General features: G+C 73.8%; 14 protein-coding genes. 10 read left to right on the plus strand and 4 right to left on the minus strand.

Translation table 11 applies throughout. From position 1 onward, the window contains the following. Positions 1–523: 523 nt before the first annotated feature. A complete protein-coding gene (locus ABZW03_RS21980) occupies positions 524–3,667 on the plus strand; it encodes a M28 family peptidase (RefSeq protein WP_355260772.1) in 3,144 nt (1,047 codons plus the stop codon). 111 nt (positions 3,668–3,778) lie between these two features. On the opposite strand, the gene ABZW03_RS21985 is transcribed toward ABZW03_RS21980, so the two are convergent. Together ABZW03_RS21985 and ABZW03_RS21990 are read right to left on the minus strand one after the other, a co-directional pair. Next, positions 3,779–4,336 carry a hypothetical protein gene (locus tag ABZW03_RS21985; protein WP_355260733.1) on the minus strand — a complete coding sequence of 186 codons (558 nt, stop codon included), beginning with the start codon at positions 4,334–4,336 and terminating at the stop codon, positions 3,779–3,781. A 332-nt stretch (positions 4,337–4,668) separates the two neighbouring features. After that, the gene (locus ABZW03_RS21990; protein ID WP_355260736.1) at positions 4,669–5,310 is read right to left on the minus strand and encodes a hypothetical protein; all 642 of its coding nucleotides are present in this window, start codon (positions 5,308–5,310) and stop codon (positions 4,669–4,671) included. A gap of 190 nt (positions 5,311–5,500) precedes the next feature. Here ABZW03_RS21990 and ABZW03_RS21995 point away from each other — a divergent pair, with 190 nt between their 5' ends. The 3 genes from ABZW03_RS21995 (at position 5,501) to ABZW03_RS22005 (ending at position 9,542) form a co-directional block, all read left to right on the plus strand. Further along, on the plus strand, positions 5,501–6,739 hold the full coding sequence (locus tag ABZW03_RS21995) for a cytochrome P450 (protein WP_355260739.1): 1,239 nt from the start codon (positions 5,501–5,503) through the stop codon (positions 6,737–6,739). Between the two features lie 133 nt (positions 6,740–6,872). After that, positions 6,873–7,427, plus strand: coding sequence for a carboxymuconolactone decarboxylase family protein (locus ABZW03_RS22000; protein ID WP_355260742.1), 555 nt, complete (start codon positions 6,873–6,875; stop codon positions 7,425–7,427). 210 nt (positions 7,428–7,637) lie between these two features. After that, positions 7,638–9,542 carry a penicillin-binding transpeptidase domain-containing protein gene (locus ABZW03_RS22005; protein WP_355260745.1) on the plus strand — a complete coding sequence of 635 codons (1,905 nt, stop codon included), beginning with the start codon at positions 7,638–7,640 and terminating at the stop codon, positions 9,540–9,542. 127 nt (positions 9,543–9,669) lie between these two features. On the opposite strand, the gene ABZW03_RS22010 is transcribed toward ABZW03_RS22005, so the two are convergent. Beyond that, entirely contained in the window at positions 9,670–9,972 is a 303-nt protein-coding gene (locus ABZW03_RS22010) for a hypothetical protein (protein WP_355260748.1), read from the minus strand. 247 nt (positions 9,973–10,219) lie between these two features. On the opposite strand from ABZW03_RS22010, the gene ABZW03_RS22015 reads away from it, so the two are divergent. Continuing rightward, on the plus strand, positions 10,220–11,128 hold the full coding sequence (locus ABZW03_RS22015; RefSeq protein ID WP_355260751.1) for a UTP--glucose-1-phosphate uridylyltransferase: 909 nt from the start codon (positions 10,220–10,222) through the stop codon (positions 11,126–11,128). A 54-nt stretch (positions 11,129–11,182) separates the two neighbouring features. On the opposite strand, the gene ABZW03_RS22020 is transcribed toward ABZW03_RS22015, so the two are convergent. Beyond that, on the minus strand, positions 11,183–12,418 hold the full coding sequence (locus tag ABZW03_RS22020) for an FAD-dependent monooxygenase (RefSeq protein ID WP_355260754.1): 1,236 nt from the start codon (positions 12,416–12,418) through the stop codon (positions 11,183–11,185). Between the two features lie 283 nt (positions 12,419–12,701). On the opposite strand from ABZW03_RS22020, the gene ABZW03_RS22025 reads away from it, so the two are divergent. The 5 genes from ABZW03_RS22025 to ABZW03_RS22045 form a co-directional block, all read left to right on the plus strand. Further along, the gene (locus ABZW03_RS22025) at positions 12,702–13,034 is read left to right on the plus strand and encodes a hypothetical protein (protein ID WP_355260757.1); all 333 of its coding nucleotides are present in this window, start codon (positions 12,702–12,704) and stop codon (positions 13,032–13,034) included. Positions 13,035–13,190: 156 nt separating this feature from the next. Continuing rightward, on the plus strand, positions 13,191–14,768 hold the full coding sequence (locus tag ABZW03_RS22030) for a peptidoglycan-binding protein (protein WP_355260760.1): 1,578 nt from the start codon (positions 13,191–13,193) through the stop codon (positions 14,766–14,768). A 14-nt stretch (positions 14,769–14,782) separates the two neighbouring features. Next, a complete protein-coding gene (locus ABZW03_RS22035; protein ID WP_355260763.1) occupies positions 14,783–15,262 on the plus strand; it encodes a protease inhibitor I42 family protein in 480 nt (159 codons plus the stop codon). Continuing rightward, positions 15,259–15,663, plus strand: a complete 405-nt coding sequence (locus tag ABZW03_RS22040) for a hypothetical protein (protein WP_355260766.1) — start codon at positions 15,259–15,261, stop codon at positions 15,661–15,663. Before ABZW03_RS22035 ends, ABZW03_RS22040 begins: the two co-directional genes overlap by 4 nt. 127 nt (positions 15,664–15,790) lie before the next feature. Beyond that, positions 15,791–16,314: glycerophosphodiester phosphodiesterase family protein (locus ABZW03_RS22045; protein ID WP_355260769.1), on the plus strand; the 524-nt coding region annotated here is incomplete at its 3' end.

Genomic DNA, 16,314 nt, shown 5'->3' on the forward strand with positions numbered 1-16,314 from the left:
TTGCCGGGGGGCCCGGCGCCTCCTGTGCGGGGGCGGGGCGCCTAACGCCGGCCGGGGTGGGTCGCGCCGGGGGGGGGGGGGTGGGCCCCCCCCCGCCGCGGGGGCCACACGGTTGCGCTGCACGGCTGCCTCCCCGGGCGCGTCGTCCCCGGCAGCCGGTCACAGGGCATGCCGACGATTCCAGTGGTTCCGACGACTCCGATGACGAGGACGGTACTCGATCGCCACCCGTCCCGTACATGACGTGGTCTCAACCACTTGAAGGAAACCCCAGCTTGACGGAATTTGCCAACCCCCTTTCCGTCGTGCGGCAGGCATTGACCGGGCCATGACGGCATGTGAGGGTTCGGGCACCCGAGCGCGGACGGCCCGCACGGCCGTCCCCGAGACCTGGCCCTGCGGTGGGCCACCAGCCCTGCCGTCCGCGGTCGAGGACCCCCACATGCGAGGAGCCTCGATGCAACGCAGGATTTCCGCGGGGAGGTTGCTGACCGCGGCGACCACCCTGACCGTGCTGGCCGGCATGATCGCCGCCACCGCGGGGCCGGCCACCGCCGCGCCCGCCCCCTCCCCGACCCCGCCCAGCGCCCTGGCCGCGGCCGTGAACGCGGCCGACGCCGCCGTGACGGCCGGTCTGGACGCCCTGGCCAAGGGCACCGACGAGACCTACGAACGCAAGACCGTCACCCCGTGGGTGGGCGGCCTCTACTCCGTCTCCTACGAGCGCAGCTACCGCGGCCTGCCCGTGGTCGGCGGCGACGCGGTCGTCCTCGCCGACTCCCAGGGCCGGGTCCGCGGCCTGCAGTCCGCCGCCCCCGGCCCGGTCGGCGGCTCCACCACGCCCCAGGTCAGCGCGGACCAGGCGGAGCGGACCGCCCGGACGAAGCTGGCCTCCGTCGACTCCGTCGAGTCCCGGCGCCTGGTGGTGCGGGTCAAGGACGACGGCAACGGCGGCCGCCTGGCCTGGGAGACCGTGCTGGCCGGCCACCGGGGCGCGGCCCCCAGCCGGCTGCACGTCTTCGTCGACGCCGCCACCGGCGAGGTCCTCGACAGCTACGACGACGTCCACGCCGGCACCCTGAAGAGCGAGTGGAACGGCCCCTCGCCGACGATCAGCACCACCAGCTCGGGCGGCTCCTACTCCCTGCGGGACCCGAACCGCCCCGGCCTGTCCTGTTCCGACTACAGCACCGGCCAGGTGTTCTCCAAGTCCAGCGACACCTGGGGCACCGGCAGCGCCTCCAGCAAGGAGACCGGCTGCGGGGACGCGATGTTCGCGGCCCAGAAGGAATGGGACATGCTCCGCGACTGGCTCGGTCGCAACGGGCACAACGGCAACGGCGGCAGCTGGCCGGTCAAGGTCGGCCTGAACGACGTCAACGCCTACTGGGACGGCAGCACGGTCTCCATCGGCCACAGCCAGTCCAACAAGTGGATCGCCTCGATCGACGTGGTCGGCCACGAGTTCGGCCACGGCCTGGACCAGTACACCCCCGGCGGGGCCAACAACGAGTCCGGCCTGGGCGAGGCCACCGGCGACATCATGGGCGCCCTCACCGAGTCCTACGCCAACCAGTCCGCCCCGTACGACGCCCCCGACTACACCGTCGGCGAGATGGTCAACCTGGTCGGCAACGGCCCGATCCGCAACATGTACAACCCCTCGCTGGTCAGCAACAACCCCAACTGCTACTCGGCCTCCATACCGCAGACCGAGGAGCACGCCGCGGCCGGGCCGCTGAACCACTGGTTCTACCTGCTGGCCGAGGGCTCCAACCCGGGCGGCGGCAAGCCCACCAGCCCGACCTGCAACAACTCCTCCGTCACCGGCATCGGGATCAAGGACGCCGGCCGGGTGTTCTACGGCGGGATGCTGCTGAAGACCAGCGGCATGACCTACAAGCGCTACCGCACCGCCACCCTGACCGCCGCCAAGAACCTCGACCCGACCTGCACCTTCTTCACCCGCACCAAGGCGGCCTGGGACGCCGTCAGCGTCCCCGCGCAGAGCGGCGACCCGACCTGCACGCCGTCCGGCAACAACGACTTCTCGCTGTCGCTCGGCCCGGCCTCCGGCTCCGTCCAGCCCGGCGCCTCGACCTCCTCCACGGTCAGCACCGCCGTCACCTCCGGCACCGCGCAGACCGTCGGCCTCACCGCCTCCGGCCTGCCGTCCGGCGTGACCGCGACCTTCAACCCCTCGTCGGTGCAGGCCGGTTCCTCCTCCACCCTGACCCTCACGGCCTCCGCGGCGGCCGTGGCCGGGACCTACCAGATCACCGTCACCGGCACCGCCGGCTCGACCGGCCACACCGCCCAGTACAGCCTGACCGTCGGCGGCGGGGGCAACCCCGGCGGGCCCGCGCCCGACATCGACGTCGCCAAGGTCCAGGCCCACCTGTCCCAGCTGAACGGCATCGCCGGCCAGAACGGCGGCCACCGCCGGGCGGGCAGCGCCGGGTACAGCCAGTCGCTGGCGTACGTGAAGGGCAAGCTCCAGGCGGCCGGCTACAACGTCACCGAGCAGACCTGCACCTCCTGCACCTACCAGTCCAACAACCTGATCGCCGACTGGCCCGGCGGCCCGTCCGACCAGGTCACCATGTTCGGCGCCCACCTGGACAGCGTCTCGGCCGGCCCCGGCATCAACGACAACGGCTCCGGCTCGGCCACCCTGCTGGAGAACGCGCTCGTGCTCGCCCAGCAGAACCCCAGCCTGACCCGGCACGTCCGGTTCGCCTGGTGGACCGGTGAGGAGCAGGGCCTGCAGGGCTCGCAGTCCTACGTCGGCCAGCTGAGCTCCGCCCAGCGCTCCGCGATCAAGGCGTACTACAACTTCGACATGATCGGCTCGACCAACGCCGGCTACTTCATCAACAACCTCAACTCCGCCGCCTCCGCGCCGATGAAGGCCTACTGGGACTCGCTGAACCTCCGCCCGGAGGAGAACGTCGAGGGCCAGGGCCGCTCGGACGACTACTCCTTCCAGCAGGCCGGCATCCCGACCTCGGGCTACGCGGCCGGCGCCAGCGACACCAAGACCTCGGCGCAGGCGGCCAAGTGGGGCGGCACGGCGGGCCGTTCCTACGACTCCTGCTACCACTCCTCCTGCGACACCACCGCCAACATCGACGCGACGGTCCTGAACCGCAGCGCCGACGGCGTGGCGTACACCATCTGGAAGACCTCGGTCGGCGGCACCACGCCCGCCGACGACTTCTCCGTCTCGGTGAACCCGACCACCGCCACCGTCCAGCCCGGTGAGACCGCCACCGCGACGGTCGCCACCTCGACCACCTCCGGCTCGGCCCAGACGGTCAACCTGACCGCCTCGGGCGCCCCGGCCGGTGTGACGGTCTCCTTCAACCCGTCCTCGGTGCAGTCCGGCGGCTCGGCGACGCTCTCCGTCGCCACCTCCGCCTCGACCGCCGCCGGCACCTACAACATCACCCTGACCGGGACCGGCTCGGCCACCCACAGCACCAGCTTCACGCTGGTGGTGGGCAAGGACTCGCCGAACCCCGGTGGCACCTGGGCCGCCGGCACCACCTACCAGGCGGGCGACGTGGTGACCTACGGCGGGGTCAGCTACACCTGCCTCCAGGGCCACACCGCCCAGGTCGGCTGGGAGCCGCCGAACGTCCCGGCGCTCTGGCAGCCGGTGTGACCGGCCTGCTCTGAGGCCTGCTGAAGCCGCTGCGCCGCGGTCCGTCGAGGGGGACGGACCGCGGCGCAGCCGTGTGTGCGGGGCCGTCGCGGGCGGGGCGGTACGGGGGTCTCACCCTGGGTGGAAGGCGACCCGGACGGTGGCGTCGAACGGGACGATCAGCCCGTTGCCCGTCTCCCAGGTCCAGTCGCGCGGGACCAGGAACATCCGCCCGCCGGCGTGGGCCAGCAGCCGCAGGCCCTCGTAGCGGTAGCGGAACCGCGCCCCCTGCTCCACGTCGGGCAGCACCGTCTCCCGCACCCCGGACCAGCCCAGGTGGAGGCGCTCCGAGGTGTCGAGGACGATCGCCGGACGCAGGTAGAGGTGCCGGGCGAGCTGCTCGGCGTCGGCCGTGCCCTTCTGCTGGGCGTAGCCGCCGACCGCCCAGAACGAGCAGAGCACGATGATCGCCACGGTGGTGCCCAGCGCCGTGCGCTCCCCGGTCAGCGGGTACGGCGCGCCGGTGCCGCGCACGTACATCATCCGGGCCAGGACCCCGAGCAGCAGCGCGCCGCCGATCAGCAGCGGGGTGCCCGTCGGGCCGGCGTCGAACACCTCGAAGCCGGCCAGGAGGCCGAGCACCAGCAGCGGGAGGACCAGCGCGGTGACGGCCAGGCAGGCCCGGCGCACCGCCCGGGCGCCGCGCCCGTCTCCCCCGGCCGCCCTGGTCGCGAGGTGGTAGCCCAGCGCGCCGACCAGGGCCCCGCACAGGGCGATCCCGGCCGGGAGGTAGAGGGCCGGGGAGGCCCGGAGCAGCAGGTCCTGGGTGGCGAAGCCGATCGTGCCGGCGTCGATGCCGAAGTAGGCGTAGAGCGAGCTGGTGTAGGCGTAGCCGAAGAAGAAGAGCAGCGCGGTGAGGAGGGTGGTCGGGGCGACCCAGGTGGCCAGCCTGGCGATCCAGTCGGTCCAGGAGCGCGCCTCCGGCGGCCGGGGCTCGCCCGCCGGTTCCTCCTCGGCAGGGCTCAGGGGGTGCTCCCGCCGTACGGGCCGGGCCCGCCGCCGGGGCTGGACCCGCCGCCGGGAGTGGAGCCGTAGCCGGGGCTGGTCCCGCCGCCGGGAGTGGAGCCGTAGCCGGTGGGGGACTCCTCGTCCGGGCTGATGATCTGCACCGAGCCCACGGCCTCGATCCGCTTGGTGGAGTCGTCGGCCGCCACCGTGAGGCAGATGGTGCGGCTCTTCGTGCCGGACTTCCAGTGCGGGAGGAGGAAGGTGACCCGCTCGGTCTCGCCGTCGGTCACCTGGACCCGCTGCGAGGCGGGGGTGGCGTACGCCGTGCTGCCGCAGTCGGCGACCTTGCTGATGGTGGCCGTGAAGCTCGCCTTCGACGGGAAGGAGAGGGTGATCCGGGCGGTGTTGTCGGTGCCCTGGACGTTCGCCGAGGGCTGGCCGGCGTTGCGGAACCCGCCCTGGTTCCCCTCGTCCTTGGTCCGCTGGTCGTCCGGCTGCTCCGAGCCGCCGTTCTGCCCGGCCGCGCCGGAGTCCCCGCCACCGCCGCCGCAGGCCGCCAGGACCGGGACGAGCAGCGCCGGGACGAACAGGGCGGCCGCCAGCCGGCGGGCCGCGCGGCCGGTCCTGCCGCCTCCGAGGTGCCGGGTCCCGGGCATGCGTTCTCCCATCCGCAGCGAACGGGGGCCGGTCGCCCCCGCCGCACGGTATCCGTCCGGCTAACGGCCGGGTGGGCCACCGCGCTGCCCCGGCCGGGCCCGCCACCCGTTCGGCGCAACCGGGACGGGCGCCCTGGCATAGAGTCGGACGGAACCGACACACCGTCAGCAGACCGGAGGGACCCGACCCGTGAGCACCGACACCCGCCCGGTACCGGAGCTGGCCGCCGAGGTCGTCGAGCAGTGGCGGGCCGAGGAGGCCGAGCTCGTCGACCTGCTGGCGCGCGCCCGGCGCTCCGTCGGCGGCGTCGCCGCCTTCCGGCTCGGCCCGACGCCGACCGTCCTGGTCACCGACCCGGCCGCGGTGCAGCACGTCCTGGGCCGCCACCCGGACCGGTACGTCAAGCGCTCGCACCGCGCCCGGATGCTCGTCGGGGACGGCGTGCTGTCCGCCGCCGGCGACGCCTGGAAGCGCCAACGGCGGCTGCTGCAGTCGCAGTTCACCGGCCCCGGGATACGCCGCTACGAGCAGCGGATCGCCGCGGCGGCCCGCCGGACCGCCGAGCGCTGGGCGGGGTACCGGCGCAGCGGGGAGACCTTCGACGTCGGCGAGGAGATGCGCGGCTTCGCCCTGGACACCGTCTGGCGGGCGCTCACCGGGCTGCCGCTGGACGACCGGACGGACCGCGAACTCCGGTCGGTGGAGCGGGTGGTGGCCGCGATGCCGACGCTGCCGACCAACGCGGCGGACGCCCGGGACGCCGTCGCCGCGGACCTCGCCCGGATCGACGCGGCGGCGCACGCGGCGATCGACGCGGCCCGCTCGGCCGGCCCGACCGGGGAGCCCGGCGTGCTGCGGACGCTGATCGAGGCGGGCGAGCGGTACCCCGAGTACACCGACCGGCTGATCCGCGACGAGCTGGTCACCCTGCTCGTCGCCGGCCACGAGACCACCGCCACCACGCTCACCTGGCTGTTCCTGCTGCTGGACCGCCACCCCGAGGCCCGGACGGCCGACCCCCAGGCCCTGGTGAGCGAGACGCTGCGGCTCTACCCCTCCGCCTGGCTGCTCCCCCGCCACGCCGTCGAGGACGACGTGATCGCCGGGCACCGCGTCGCCGCCGGGACGGACGTGCTGGTCTGCCCGTACCTCACCCACCGCGACCCGGCGCTGTGGCCCGACCCGGAGCGCTTCGACCCGGCCCGCTTCGCCCCCGGCGCGGACCGCCCCGGGCAGCTCGGCGCCTACTTCCCGTTCGGCCTCGGCGCCCGCGCCTGCCTGGGCACCCAGTTCGCGCTGCGCGAGACCACGGCACTGCTCGAACTCCTGTTGCCGATGGGGCCGTTGACGTTCAGGTCGCGGCCGACCGGGGCGGCCTACAGCATCACCGTGCGGCCGGACGGGCCGACGCCGGCGGTGCTGGGCTGAGGCGGTCCCCGGGGTGGCATCGGGGCGGCGTCGAAACGGTTCCGGCCGGGCTGTCACAAACCCGCGGCGCGATCCGTCGGACCGATGACAGCACGGTTCGCCCGTGTCACCCGGCGAGAAGAGGAACGCCACCATGAACGCCAGCACGACCACCACGTCGACCACCGCGCCGACCACCGCGCCGACCGCCCGCCCGATCACCGCCGAGATCCCGCTGCGCCCGCGCCTGGCCCAGGACCCGGTGTCGCTCGTCCCCGAGCTCGCCGAGGTCTCGGCCGCCCTGTTCAAGGCCGCCGGCAACCACTCCGTCCCGCGCAGCACCATCAGCCTGGTCCAGCTGCGGGCCGGCCAGATCGCCGGCAGCACCTACCTGACCGTCCTGCACACCGGGTTCCTCCGCAAGGCCGGCGAGTCGGAGGAGCGGATCGCCTCGGTGGCCGGCTGGCAGGACTCCCCCTGGTTCACCGCGCCCGAGCGTGCCGCGCTCGCCCTGGTCGAGGCCGTCCTCCAGCCCAACCCGCACGGTGAGCGGGTGTCGGACGCGCTGTACGCCGAGGTCGCCGGGTACTACGACGACAAGGCGCTGACCACGCTCATGATCGCCATCGGCCAGGTCAACTTCTTCACCGCCATCGCCCTGGTCGCCAAGCCCGTCCCGGGCCGTTCGTTCACCGACCCCTGGGCCTGACCGGCCCCGCACCCGGACGGCCCGCCCGGCCGGACACCGCAGGCCCGCCCGGCCGAGTGCCGGGCGGCCCGTCCCGCTGTCGACCGATCGATCATCCCGGCATAGGCTGATCCGCGCCCGAACGGACTGTCGTCCGGCCTCGGGCCCGCGGGCCGATGCCGGAGGGGGCGTGCCCGCGGGGAACGAAGGATCGCAGGGGGGGACGGAAGCATGTCCGGGGAGCGGAAGAACGACCGGCACGACGAGCACGACCGGCACGATCAACGTGACGAGTACGGTCAGCACGACGAGTACGGTCCGCACGAGCCGTACCAGCCGTACCAGCCGTACGAGGAGAGCAACGGGCAGGACGGCTACGGCGGCTACGGCGGCTACCAGGAGTACGACGAGCCGGCCGGCGACGACGGCGGCGCGTACGACGCGCACGACGCCTACGGCACGGACGCCGACGGCGAGGCCCCGCGCCGGTCGACCGCCCGGCGGATGGTGCTGGTGGCGGCCGGCGGGGTGTTCACCGCCCTGCTGGCGGTCGGCGGCTACGGCGCCTACAACGTGCTGAACGCCGTGACGGACAACGGTCCCTCCGGCGGCGGACACCAGGCCGCCGGCGCCGCGGCGAGCACCCCGCAGGAGCCGCCGACCGCCGAGCAGGCCGAGTCCGCGGCCAAGGAGTTCCTGGCGGCCTGGAGCCGCGGCGACGTCGCGGCCGCCGCCGCCCTGACCGACCACCCGGAGACCGCCCGCGCCGCGCTGGCCACGTTCAAGGAGCAGGTCGGCGCCCGCTCGCTCGCGCTGACCGGGACGGGCCGCGCGCAGGCCGACACCCCCAGCGAGCCGGCCCTCGGCTTCCGGGTGAAGGCGGAGTTCGAGGGCACCCCGGACGCCTGGGAGTACGACAGCGTGCTGAGCTTCGTCCGGTCCCCGGACGGGAAGCCCGTGGTGCGCTGGAAGCCGTCCGTGATCCACCCCAAGCTGGCCGCGGGCAAGAGCATCGGGGTGAAGGCGCTGCCCGACCCGGTGTCCAAGCCCACCGACCGCAAGGGCCGGCCGCTGGACGCCTTCCCGTCGCTGCGCGCGATCCTGCCGCAGATCGGCCCGCCGGACGGCGCCGCCGTGGTCACCGGCCGGGCCGTGGTGCTCTCGGGCGGCGGCGGGACCGGCGCCGAGCCGGAGCAGCTGTTCGTGCTGACCCCGCCGAGCGCCCCGCAGGTCAAGCTCACCCTGGACGCCGACCTCCAGCAGGTCGCCGAGGAGGCGGTCAAGCAGCAGTCGGCGAACGGCAATCCGGCCTCGCTGGTGGCCATCCAGCCGAGTACCGGCCAGATCCTGGCGATCGCGAACGCCGGCCAGGGCGGCTTCAACCGCGCGGTCGCGGGCGGCCAGGCGCCCGGCTCGACGATGAAGGTGATCACCTCGGCCGCGCTGCTGGAGAACGGGGTGGGCGCGGACTCCGTCGTCCCGTGCAAGGAGACCACCACCTCCCCGCGCCTGTGGCACAACGACGAGCCCGGCTCCTTCCCGTCCTACACGCTCGCCGACGACTTCTCCCACTCCTGCAACACCGGCTTCATCGACAAGGGCCTGGAGAAGCTCCAGCCGGGCGACCTCGGCAAGGTGGCCCGCGAGCAGTTCGGCCTCGGCCTGGAGTGGCACATCGGCATCCCCAGCCGGGACGCCACCATCCCGGCGCCCGGCACCAAGGACGAGGCCGCGGCCCAGTACATCGGCCAGGGCAGGATCCAGGTCAACTCGCTGCTGATGGCCTCGGTCGCCGCCACCGTGCAGAGCGGAACGTTCCGCCAGCCCGTACTGCGCGAGGACGCCAAGCGCGTGACGGCGCCCGGCAAGCTGCCCGCCGACGTCGCCCGGGACCTGCGCGCCATGATGGCCAAGACCGCCACCCAGGGCACCGCCCGCACCCCGATGGCCGGGCTGTCCGGCCAGATCGGCGCCAAGACCGGCACCGCCGAGGCGGGCAGCCAGGCCAACAACAGCTGGTTCATCGCCTACCGCGGCGACCTCGCCGTCGCCGCCGAGGTGGAGGGCGGCGGGCACGGCTTCAGCGCGGCGGGCGTGGCCGCGGCCCAGGTGCTGAAGGCGGGCGGCAAGGGCTGAGCCGACGGCCCGCGGCCGGCCGCGCTCCGGCGCGCACCGCCCACGTGCGCGCCGGAGCGCGTACGCGGGCGGGTGGCCGTGGGACACGGGCGGGCGGCCGCGCGGCACCGGCGGGCACCGGCGGGGGTCAGTCGGGGTCCTCGTCCCGGACCAGCTGGAGCCTCCGCAGGCCGGGGAACGGCGGGGTGCGCTCCGCCTCCCGGTCGGCGTTCAGGTCGGCCAGCATCCGGGCGCCCATCGCCCGGAACTCGGCCTTGCGCTCCTCGTCGGCCTCCTCCTCGCCCGGGTAGAGCGTCATGTGGAAGTCCCCGTCCTCGCCCTCCCAGGTGTAACTGCGGTACGGCGGCAGCTCGGGCCAGTCCGTCGCCTCCTGCTCGTCCGGCCGGAACGGCGCTTCCGGCCCGTCCAGTGCGTTCGGCTCGTCCCTCATCGGAACCTCCGTGGTCGTCCTCGGGTGGTCTGCCACCGTGGGCAACGACCCGGGAGCAAAAAGGGCCCGGCCTCTCCGGCCACCTCCTCCGGTCCGGTCGGCGATCCGCGGCGCAGCCGGACGGCTGCCACGGGGACAACTTCCGTACGACGGCAGTCTACTTAACGGAACGTCAACCCTTGATAGCGTCGGCCGTGACGCCGCGTCACCACGGCGCAGCACCACCGACGAAACGAGAGAGGGTCACATGGCCCCCAGGACGATCCGCCGAGCCGTCATCCCCGCCGCCGGCCTCGGCTCCCGCCTCCTGCCGCTGACCAAGGCCACGCCGAAGGAGATGCTCCCCGTCGGCGACAAGCCGGTGATCGAACACACCGTGCGCGAGCTGATCGAGAGCGGCATCACCGACATCACCATCGTCGTGAACGGCGACAAGGGCCTGATCCAGGAGCACTTCCGCCCCAACCCCGTCCTGGTCGAGCAGCTGCGCCGGGACGGCAAGGCGGCGTTCGCGGCCGCGGTGGAGGAGGTCGGCGAGCTGTCCCGCAAGGGCCACATCAGCTACCTCTACCAGCACGGCCCGTACGGCAACGGCACGCCGGTGCTCAACGCCGCCCGCCACTTCGGCGACGAACCCTGCCTGGTGCTCTGGCCCGACGACGTCTTCGTGGCCGAAGTCCCCCGCGCGCAGCAGCTGATCCGGGCGTACGAGCAGACCAACGCGCCGGTGCTCGCGCTGATGCCGATGGCCCCCGAGGACTCCTACCGCTACGGCGTGCCGGTGGTGAAGGAGGACCTCGGCGGCGGCTCGCTGCGGATCACCGGCCTGGTGGAGAAGCCGAAGCCGGCCGACGCGCCCTCCGCGTACGCGGCGATCGGCGGCTACGTCATCACCCCCGGCATCGTCGACGAGCTGCGCGAACTGACCCTCCGGTGGCACGAGAAGCCCGAGGACGAGGTCTACCTGACCGACGCCATCAACGCCTACGCGGCCCGGCGCGCGGTCTACGGGCAGGTCATCGACGGCACCTGGTACGACACCGGCAACCCGGCCGCCTACCTGCGCGCCCAGTTCGCCGCCGCGCTCGCCAACCCCGAGTACGGGCCCGAGCTGCGCCGGCTCGCCGCGGAGCTCTCCCCGACCGTCGCCGGGTAGCGGGGCGCGGGACGGGCCGTACCCGGCGACGGCCGGGCACGGACCCGGGCCCGGTCAGTAGTCCGGCAGGTCGAAGGCGAGGGCCGCCTGGAAGACCGCCTCCATCCTCGGGTCGGCCTGTCCGAGGTTCGTGATCATGTCGGCCCGGGCCCTGCGGTCCCCGGTCAGCTCCAGGATCGCCTGGTTGGCGGCCACGTGGTCGCGCAGCCGCCGCTCGTACGCCGGGAACGCCGCGCGGTGGTCCCCGTCGGCCGCGCGCAGTTCGCCCGCCAGCACGTAGGCGGCGGTCAGCGCCACGCTGGTGCCCTGCCCGGTGGCCGGGGAGCAGCAGTAGCCGGCGTCACCGAGCAGGACGACCCGGTCCTCGGACCAGCGCTCCATCCGGATCTGGGCGACGACGTCGTAGTGGAAGGCGGCGTCCGGCTCCCCCATCGCCCGGAGGAGGCGCGGCAACTCCCAGCGCGCGTGGGCGGAGCGCTCGGCCACCAGGGCGCGCTGCCGGGCGGGGTCGCGCGGGAGCACGTCGTCCATCGGCTCGTCGGTGTGGAAGCCGACGAAGACGCGCAGTTCGCTGTTGTCGCGGACGGTCATCGCCATGCAGAACCAGTTCGGGTCGTCGGCGTCCCGGTGGGCGATCTCCCAGCGGTCGAGGCCGAGGTGGTTGGGCGCGCTCCAGCCGGCGAGGTAGGTGCCGATGGGGTGCAGGTAGTCCGCCTCGGGGCCGAAGACGAGGCGGCGGGTGTTGGAGTGCAGGCCGTCGGCGCCGACGACCAGGTCGAAGGAGCGCTCGGTGCCGCCGCGGAACCGGACGTCGACGCCCGCCGGGTGCTGCACCAGGGTCTCGATCGCGTCGTCGAAGCGGTACTCGACGCCGGGCCCGGCCGTCCCGGGGCCCCCGTCGCCCTTCTCCGCCCCGGCGATCAGCTCGGCGAGTTCGTCGCGCAGGATCTCCACGTCCGGGCCGCCGATCGGCCCGCCGCTGGCCGTCCACTCGGTGGTGCGGCACACCTCGCGGCCGTCCGCGCCGACCACGGACATCCCGAGCAGACCGGTCCGACGGGCCCGGACCTCCTCCAGCAGCCCCATCCGCTCGACCACCGTCAGGGCGGTGCCGCGGATGTCCACCGCCTGCCCGCCGCCGCGCAGCGAGGGGGCCCGCTCCACGACCGTGACGTGGAAGCCGTAGCGGTTCAGCCAGTACGCGAGGGCGGTGCCGGCGATCCCGGCGCCGGAGACCAGGACCGAGGTGGTGGTGCGCGGACCGGCGTGCGGCCGGGTGCTGTTCGACATGGTGACCTCCCATGGGTCGCTTCGTTTCGACACCAGCGTGGGGAGCGCCACGTGCAGGGGTCGGACAGGGCGCTGTCACCGCTGACAGGACACCGGCAGCGCGCTGACGGGACGGCCCCGGCCGGCCTCCGCGGTACGCCGTGACCGATCGGTGGACGCTCTGTCATGAATTCGCAACAGCGCTCCTACCAGGCGCGATACGAATTGCCCGGGCACCGGAGGGCCCGTATGGTGCTCGGACGCCGTCGCGTGGACGGCTCGGGGGACGCACGAGAGGTGGAGCATGGCGCAGGGGTCGGGGTACGCGATCCAGGCCGGCGGGGCCGAGGGGCAGGCGAAGGCGCTGGACAAGGCGTCCGGGGACGAGGGGAAGATCGGGACGGCGATCAGCGATCCGGTGTGCTACGCCCCGGACGTGTTCGGGGGCGAGGACGTCGACCCGGCGTACCAGAACTTCAGCAGCGCCTGGCAGGCGGAGACCGCCACCATCAAGAGCGCGCTGAGCGAACTGGCGGGCAAGGTGCGCAGCTCCGCGGCCGGCTACCGGTCGGCCGACGGCACCGTGGTGAAGGACCTCGCGGCCTCGGGCAGCGGCGAGTACCGGCCCTTCGGCTGAGGCCGGGGGCCGAACGGCCGAACGGCCGAACGGCCGAACGACTGACGGCTGCCGACGGGCAGCTCACGGGCAGCCGACGGGCTGCCCGGGCACAGCCGCCGAGCAGCGGCGGGAACCACACCACGGGCAACGGGAACAGGGGGCGAACTCGCCACCATGGCAGGCGAATCCACCACGCAGCGCTGCAAGGCGCTGAACGACCGGCTGAAGGGCGTCCGCGAGGCGGACAGCAAGAACGAGCTGATCTCCGCGATCAAGGGCGCGCTCGCGGTCCACGCGCCGGTCGGCGACGTGGGCACCATCGAGGCCACCGGCAACCGCTACAAGAACGCGGCCGCCGACTCCAACCAGCTCCACCAGGACGTCCAGTCGGTCGCCTCCTCCGGGCTGCCGGACGTCTGGACCGGTTCGACCGGCGCGAAGGCCGCCGAGGTGGTGGCCGCCGCCGCCCGGGCCGTCGACCAGCAGACCACCGCGCTCCACAACGGCGGCATAGCCCTGCTCCGCCTCGCGGACGCGCTGCGCAACGCCCAGGCCCAGGACGGCTCCGCGCGCTCCGGGCTGCAGCAGGTGCTGAGCTCGCTGGGCGGCGAGGACGGCTGGTTCGACGACCTGGTCGAGGACGACGACGAGGAGGAGGAACGCAAGAAGGCGCAGCAGGCCGCCGCCCCGTACGTCGAGTCGATGCTGGCCGCCGCCAAGCACGCCGACGAGGCGGCCCGGGCCGCGGCCCGCGACCTGAACAAGCTGGCCTCCGAGGCCCGGGCGGGCCGGATGAAGACCGGCGCGGTCACCGCCGCCGACAAGCTCGTGCTGGCCGAGACCTCCGGCGCGGACGGTCCGACCGAGCTGAACGAGTTGCTGACCGCCAACGACATGAAGCGGTCCGGCGAGTACCTGGACCGGATGAACGAGAAGGACCGGGCGGACTTCGAGAAGCTGCTCGCCGACTCCAAGTCCCCGCAGGAGCGCGCCTACCTGATGAAGGCGCTGGCGGCCGGTCACAACCTGGACGAGATCCGCACCTTCCAGGGCAAGATCCACGGCAAGGACCCGGAGTGGCTCCGGACGCACCTGTCGCCGGTCTACACCGAGGACGAGGACACCACCAGCGGCGGCACCAACGACAACGGCTCCAACAAGAACACCGACCAGGTGACCTTCGACGGCGCCAACTGGAAGCAGGCGGACACCGAGGGCACCTGCGTGGCCTCCTCCACCGTCACCGCCCGGGCGATGGTCGACCCGCTCTACGCGCTCGACCTCACCGGCGGCCCGTCCGGCCAGGAGGACGACCCGGCGGCGTTCCAGAAGCGGCTGCTGGAGGAGCAGCACCGGGTGCACAAGGAGGGCGACGGCGGCGACAACTGGGACGGCATGGACCCGGACGGCAAGGAGAAGGTGCTGGAGAAGGAGGTCAGCCCGCACACCGGCGCCGAGTTCGACTACCGCAAGATGCCGGACGCCGACTCCCGGCGCGAGCTGCTGCCGGACATCGAGAAGGCGGTCGCCGACGGCAAGCCGGTGCCGGTCGGGGTCGAGGGCTACGACAAGGACGGCAAGCGGTCGGGCCACGCGATGATGATCGTCGGCCAGGAGGGCAACATGCTGCAGATCTACAACCCGTGGGGCACCACCACCTGGGTCAGCGAGGAGGACTTCGTCAACGGCCGGATGGCCGGGGCCTCGGACGACCGGCTGCCCACCGCCTACGCCGTCCACCTGCCGAAGTGACCGGGGTGGTACGGGTGTTCACGAGCAAGCCGGTGCGGGCGGCGGCATCGAGGGCTGCCCTGGCGGCCGTTCTGACGGCCGTCCTGGCGACCGGGCTGACGGCCTGCGGGCAGGACGGCTCGGACAGGCCGGGCGGGCCGGACCGGGGGCGGGTGCTCGGCCCGGAGGAGCGCTCGGTCACCCTCGCCGTCGGCGAGCGCTTCACCGTCGCCGTCCGGGACAACACCTCGGTCGGCGACCGCTGGAGCGTCGCGGACCCGAAGCCGGACGCCGCGGTCGCGGCCCTGGCCGACGAGAAGCTCGACCTCCCGAAGGCGTCGGGGACCGCGGACGGCGTCGGCGGCACCCGCTTCTACACCTTCGAGGCCAAGGGCGGCGGGACCACCGCCGTCACCCTCCTCAACTGCTTCCGCGGCTACTGCAACCTTCCCGCCCCCAGCGACGAGAACAGGAAGATGATCGTGCGCACCACCTACACGGTGACGGTCCGATGAGCTCCGAGGACCGCTTCCGCCCCAAGACCGACGACGAGCTGCTCGAGCTCGACGTGCCCGCCATGCTCCGCTACGGCCTGGCCTTCGCCGGGCCGCACCGGGCCGCGCTGTTCGGCGAGGGCGCCGTCGCGGCCGCCCTGGCCGCCGACCGGCTGGGGGTGCTGCCCCGCTCGCTCGGCTTCCTCGCCGAGGTGGTCCGCAGCGGCGGCGCCCGCTACGCCGCGGACCTGGCCGAACCGCTGCCGGGGGCGGAGCCGGCCCGGCTCGCCCGCGACTGGCTGGGCTCGGCGGCCACCACCGTCACCACCGTCGACGGCGACCAGCTGCTGGCCCGCTGGCTGGAGGCCGTCGCGGAGATCCTCGGCATGCGCCGGGACGTCCGCGCCGGGGCGGGCGGCTGAGCGGCTGAGCGGCGGGGGCCGAGGCAGGCGTTACCACTTGACAGAGTGCGTCATACTGTAACGCGCTGGCAGCCCATGGGCCCCGCGGGGCTCGTGGGGCCCCCGTCCCCGCAGCTCGGAGCAGCTCATGCACCCCTTCCTCGACCACCCCGGGCCGCTCGCCTTCGCGCACCGGGGCGGTGACCTCGGGCGCCCCGAGAACTCGCTCGCCGCCTTCGAGGCCGCCGTCGCGCTCGGGTACCGCTACCTGGAGACGGACGTGCACGCGACCGCCGACGGCGTGCTGGTGGCCTTCCACGACGAGCGCCTCGACCGGGTCACCGACCGCGCCGGGGCGGTGGCGGAGCTGCCCTGGGAGACCGTCAGGCGGGCCCGGATCGGCGGGACCGAGCCGGTGCCGCTGCTGGAGGACCTGCTCGGCGCGTTCCCCGGGGCCCGCTTCAACATCGACGTCAAGGCGGCGCCGGCCGTCGCGCCGCTGGTCGAGGCGATCCGCCGGACGGACGCCTGGGACCGGGTCTGCGTCGGCGGCTTCTCCGACTCCCGGCTGGCCGCCGTCCTTGCCGCGCCGGCTGGAGAGCATCCGGGCGTTGCCCGCCGCGACCGCCCGGGAGAGCGTGACCAGGCAGAGCACCGCGAGCGGCACGGCGG

Origin of the sequence: Kitasatospora sp. NPDC004799, from assembly GCF_040609095.1 — a bacterium.
Classification (GTDB): Bacteria; Actinomycetota; Actinomycetes; order Streptomycetales; family Streptomycetaceae; genus Kitasatospora.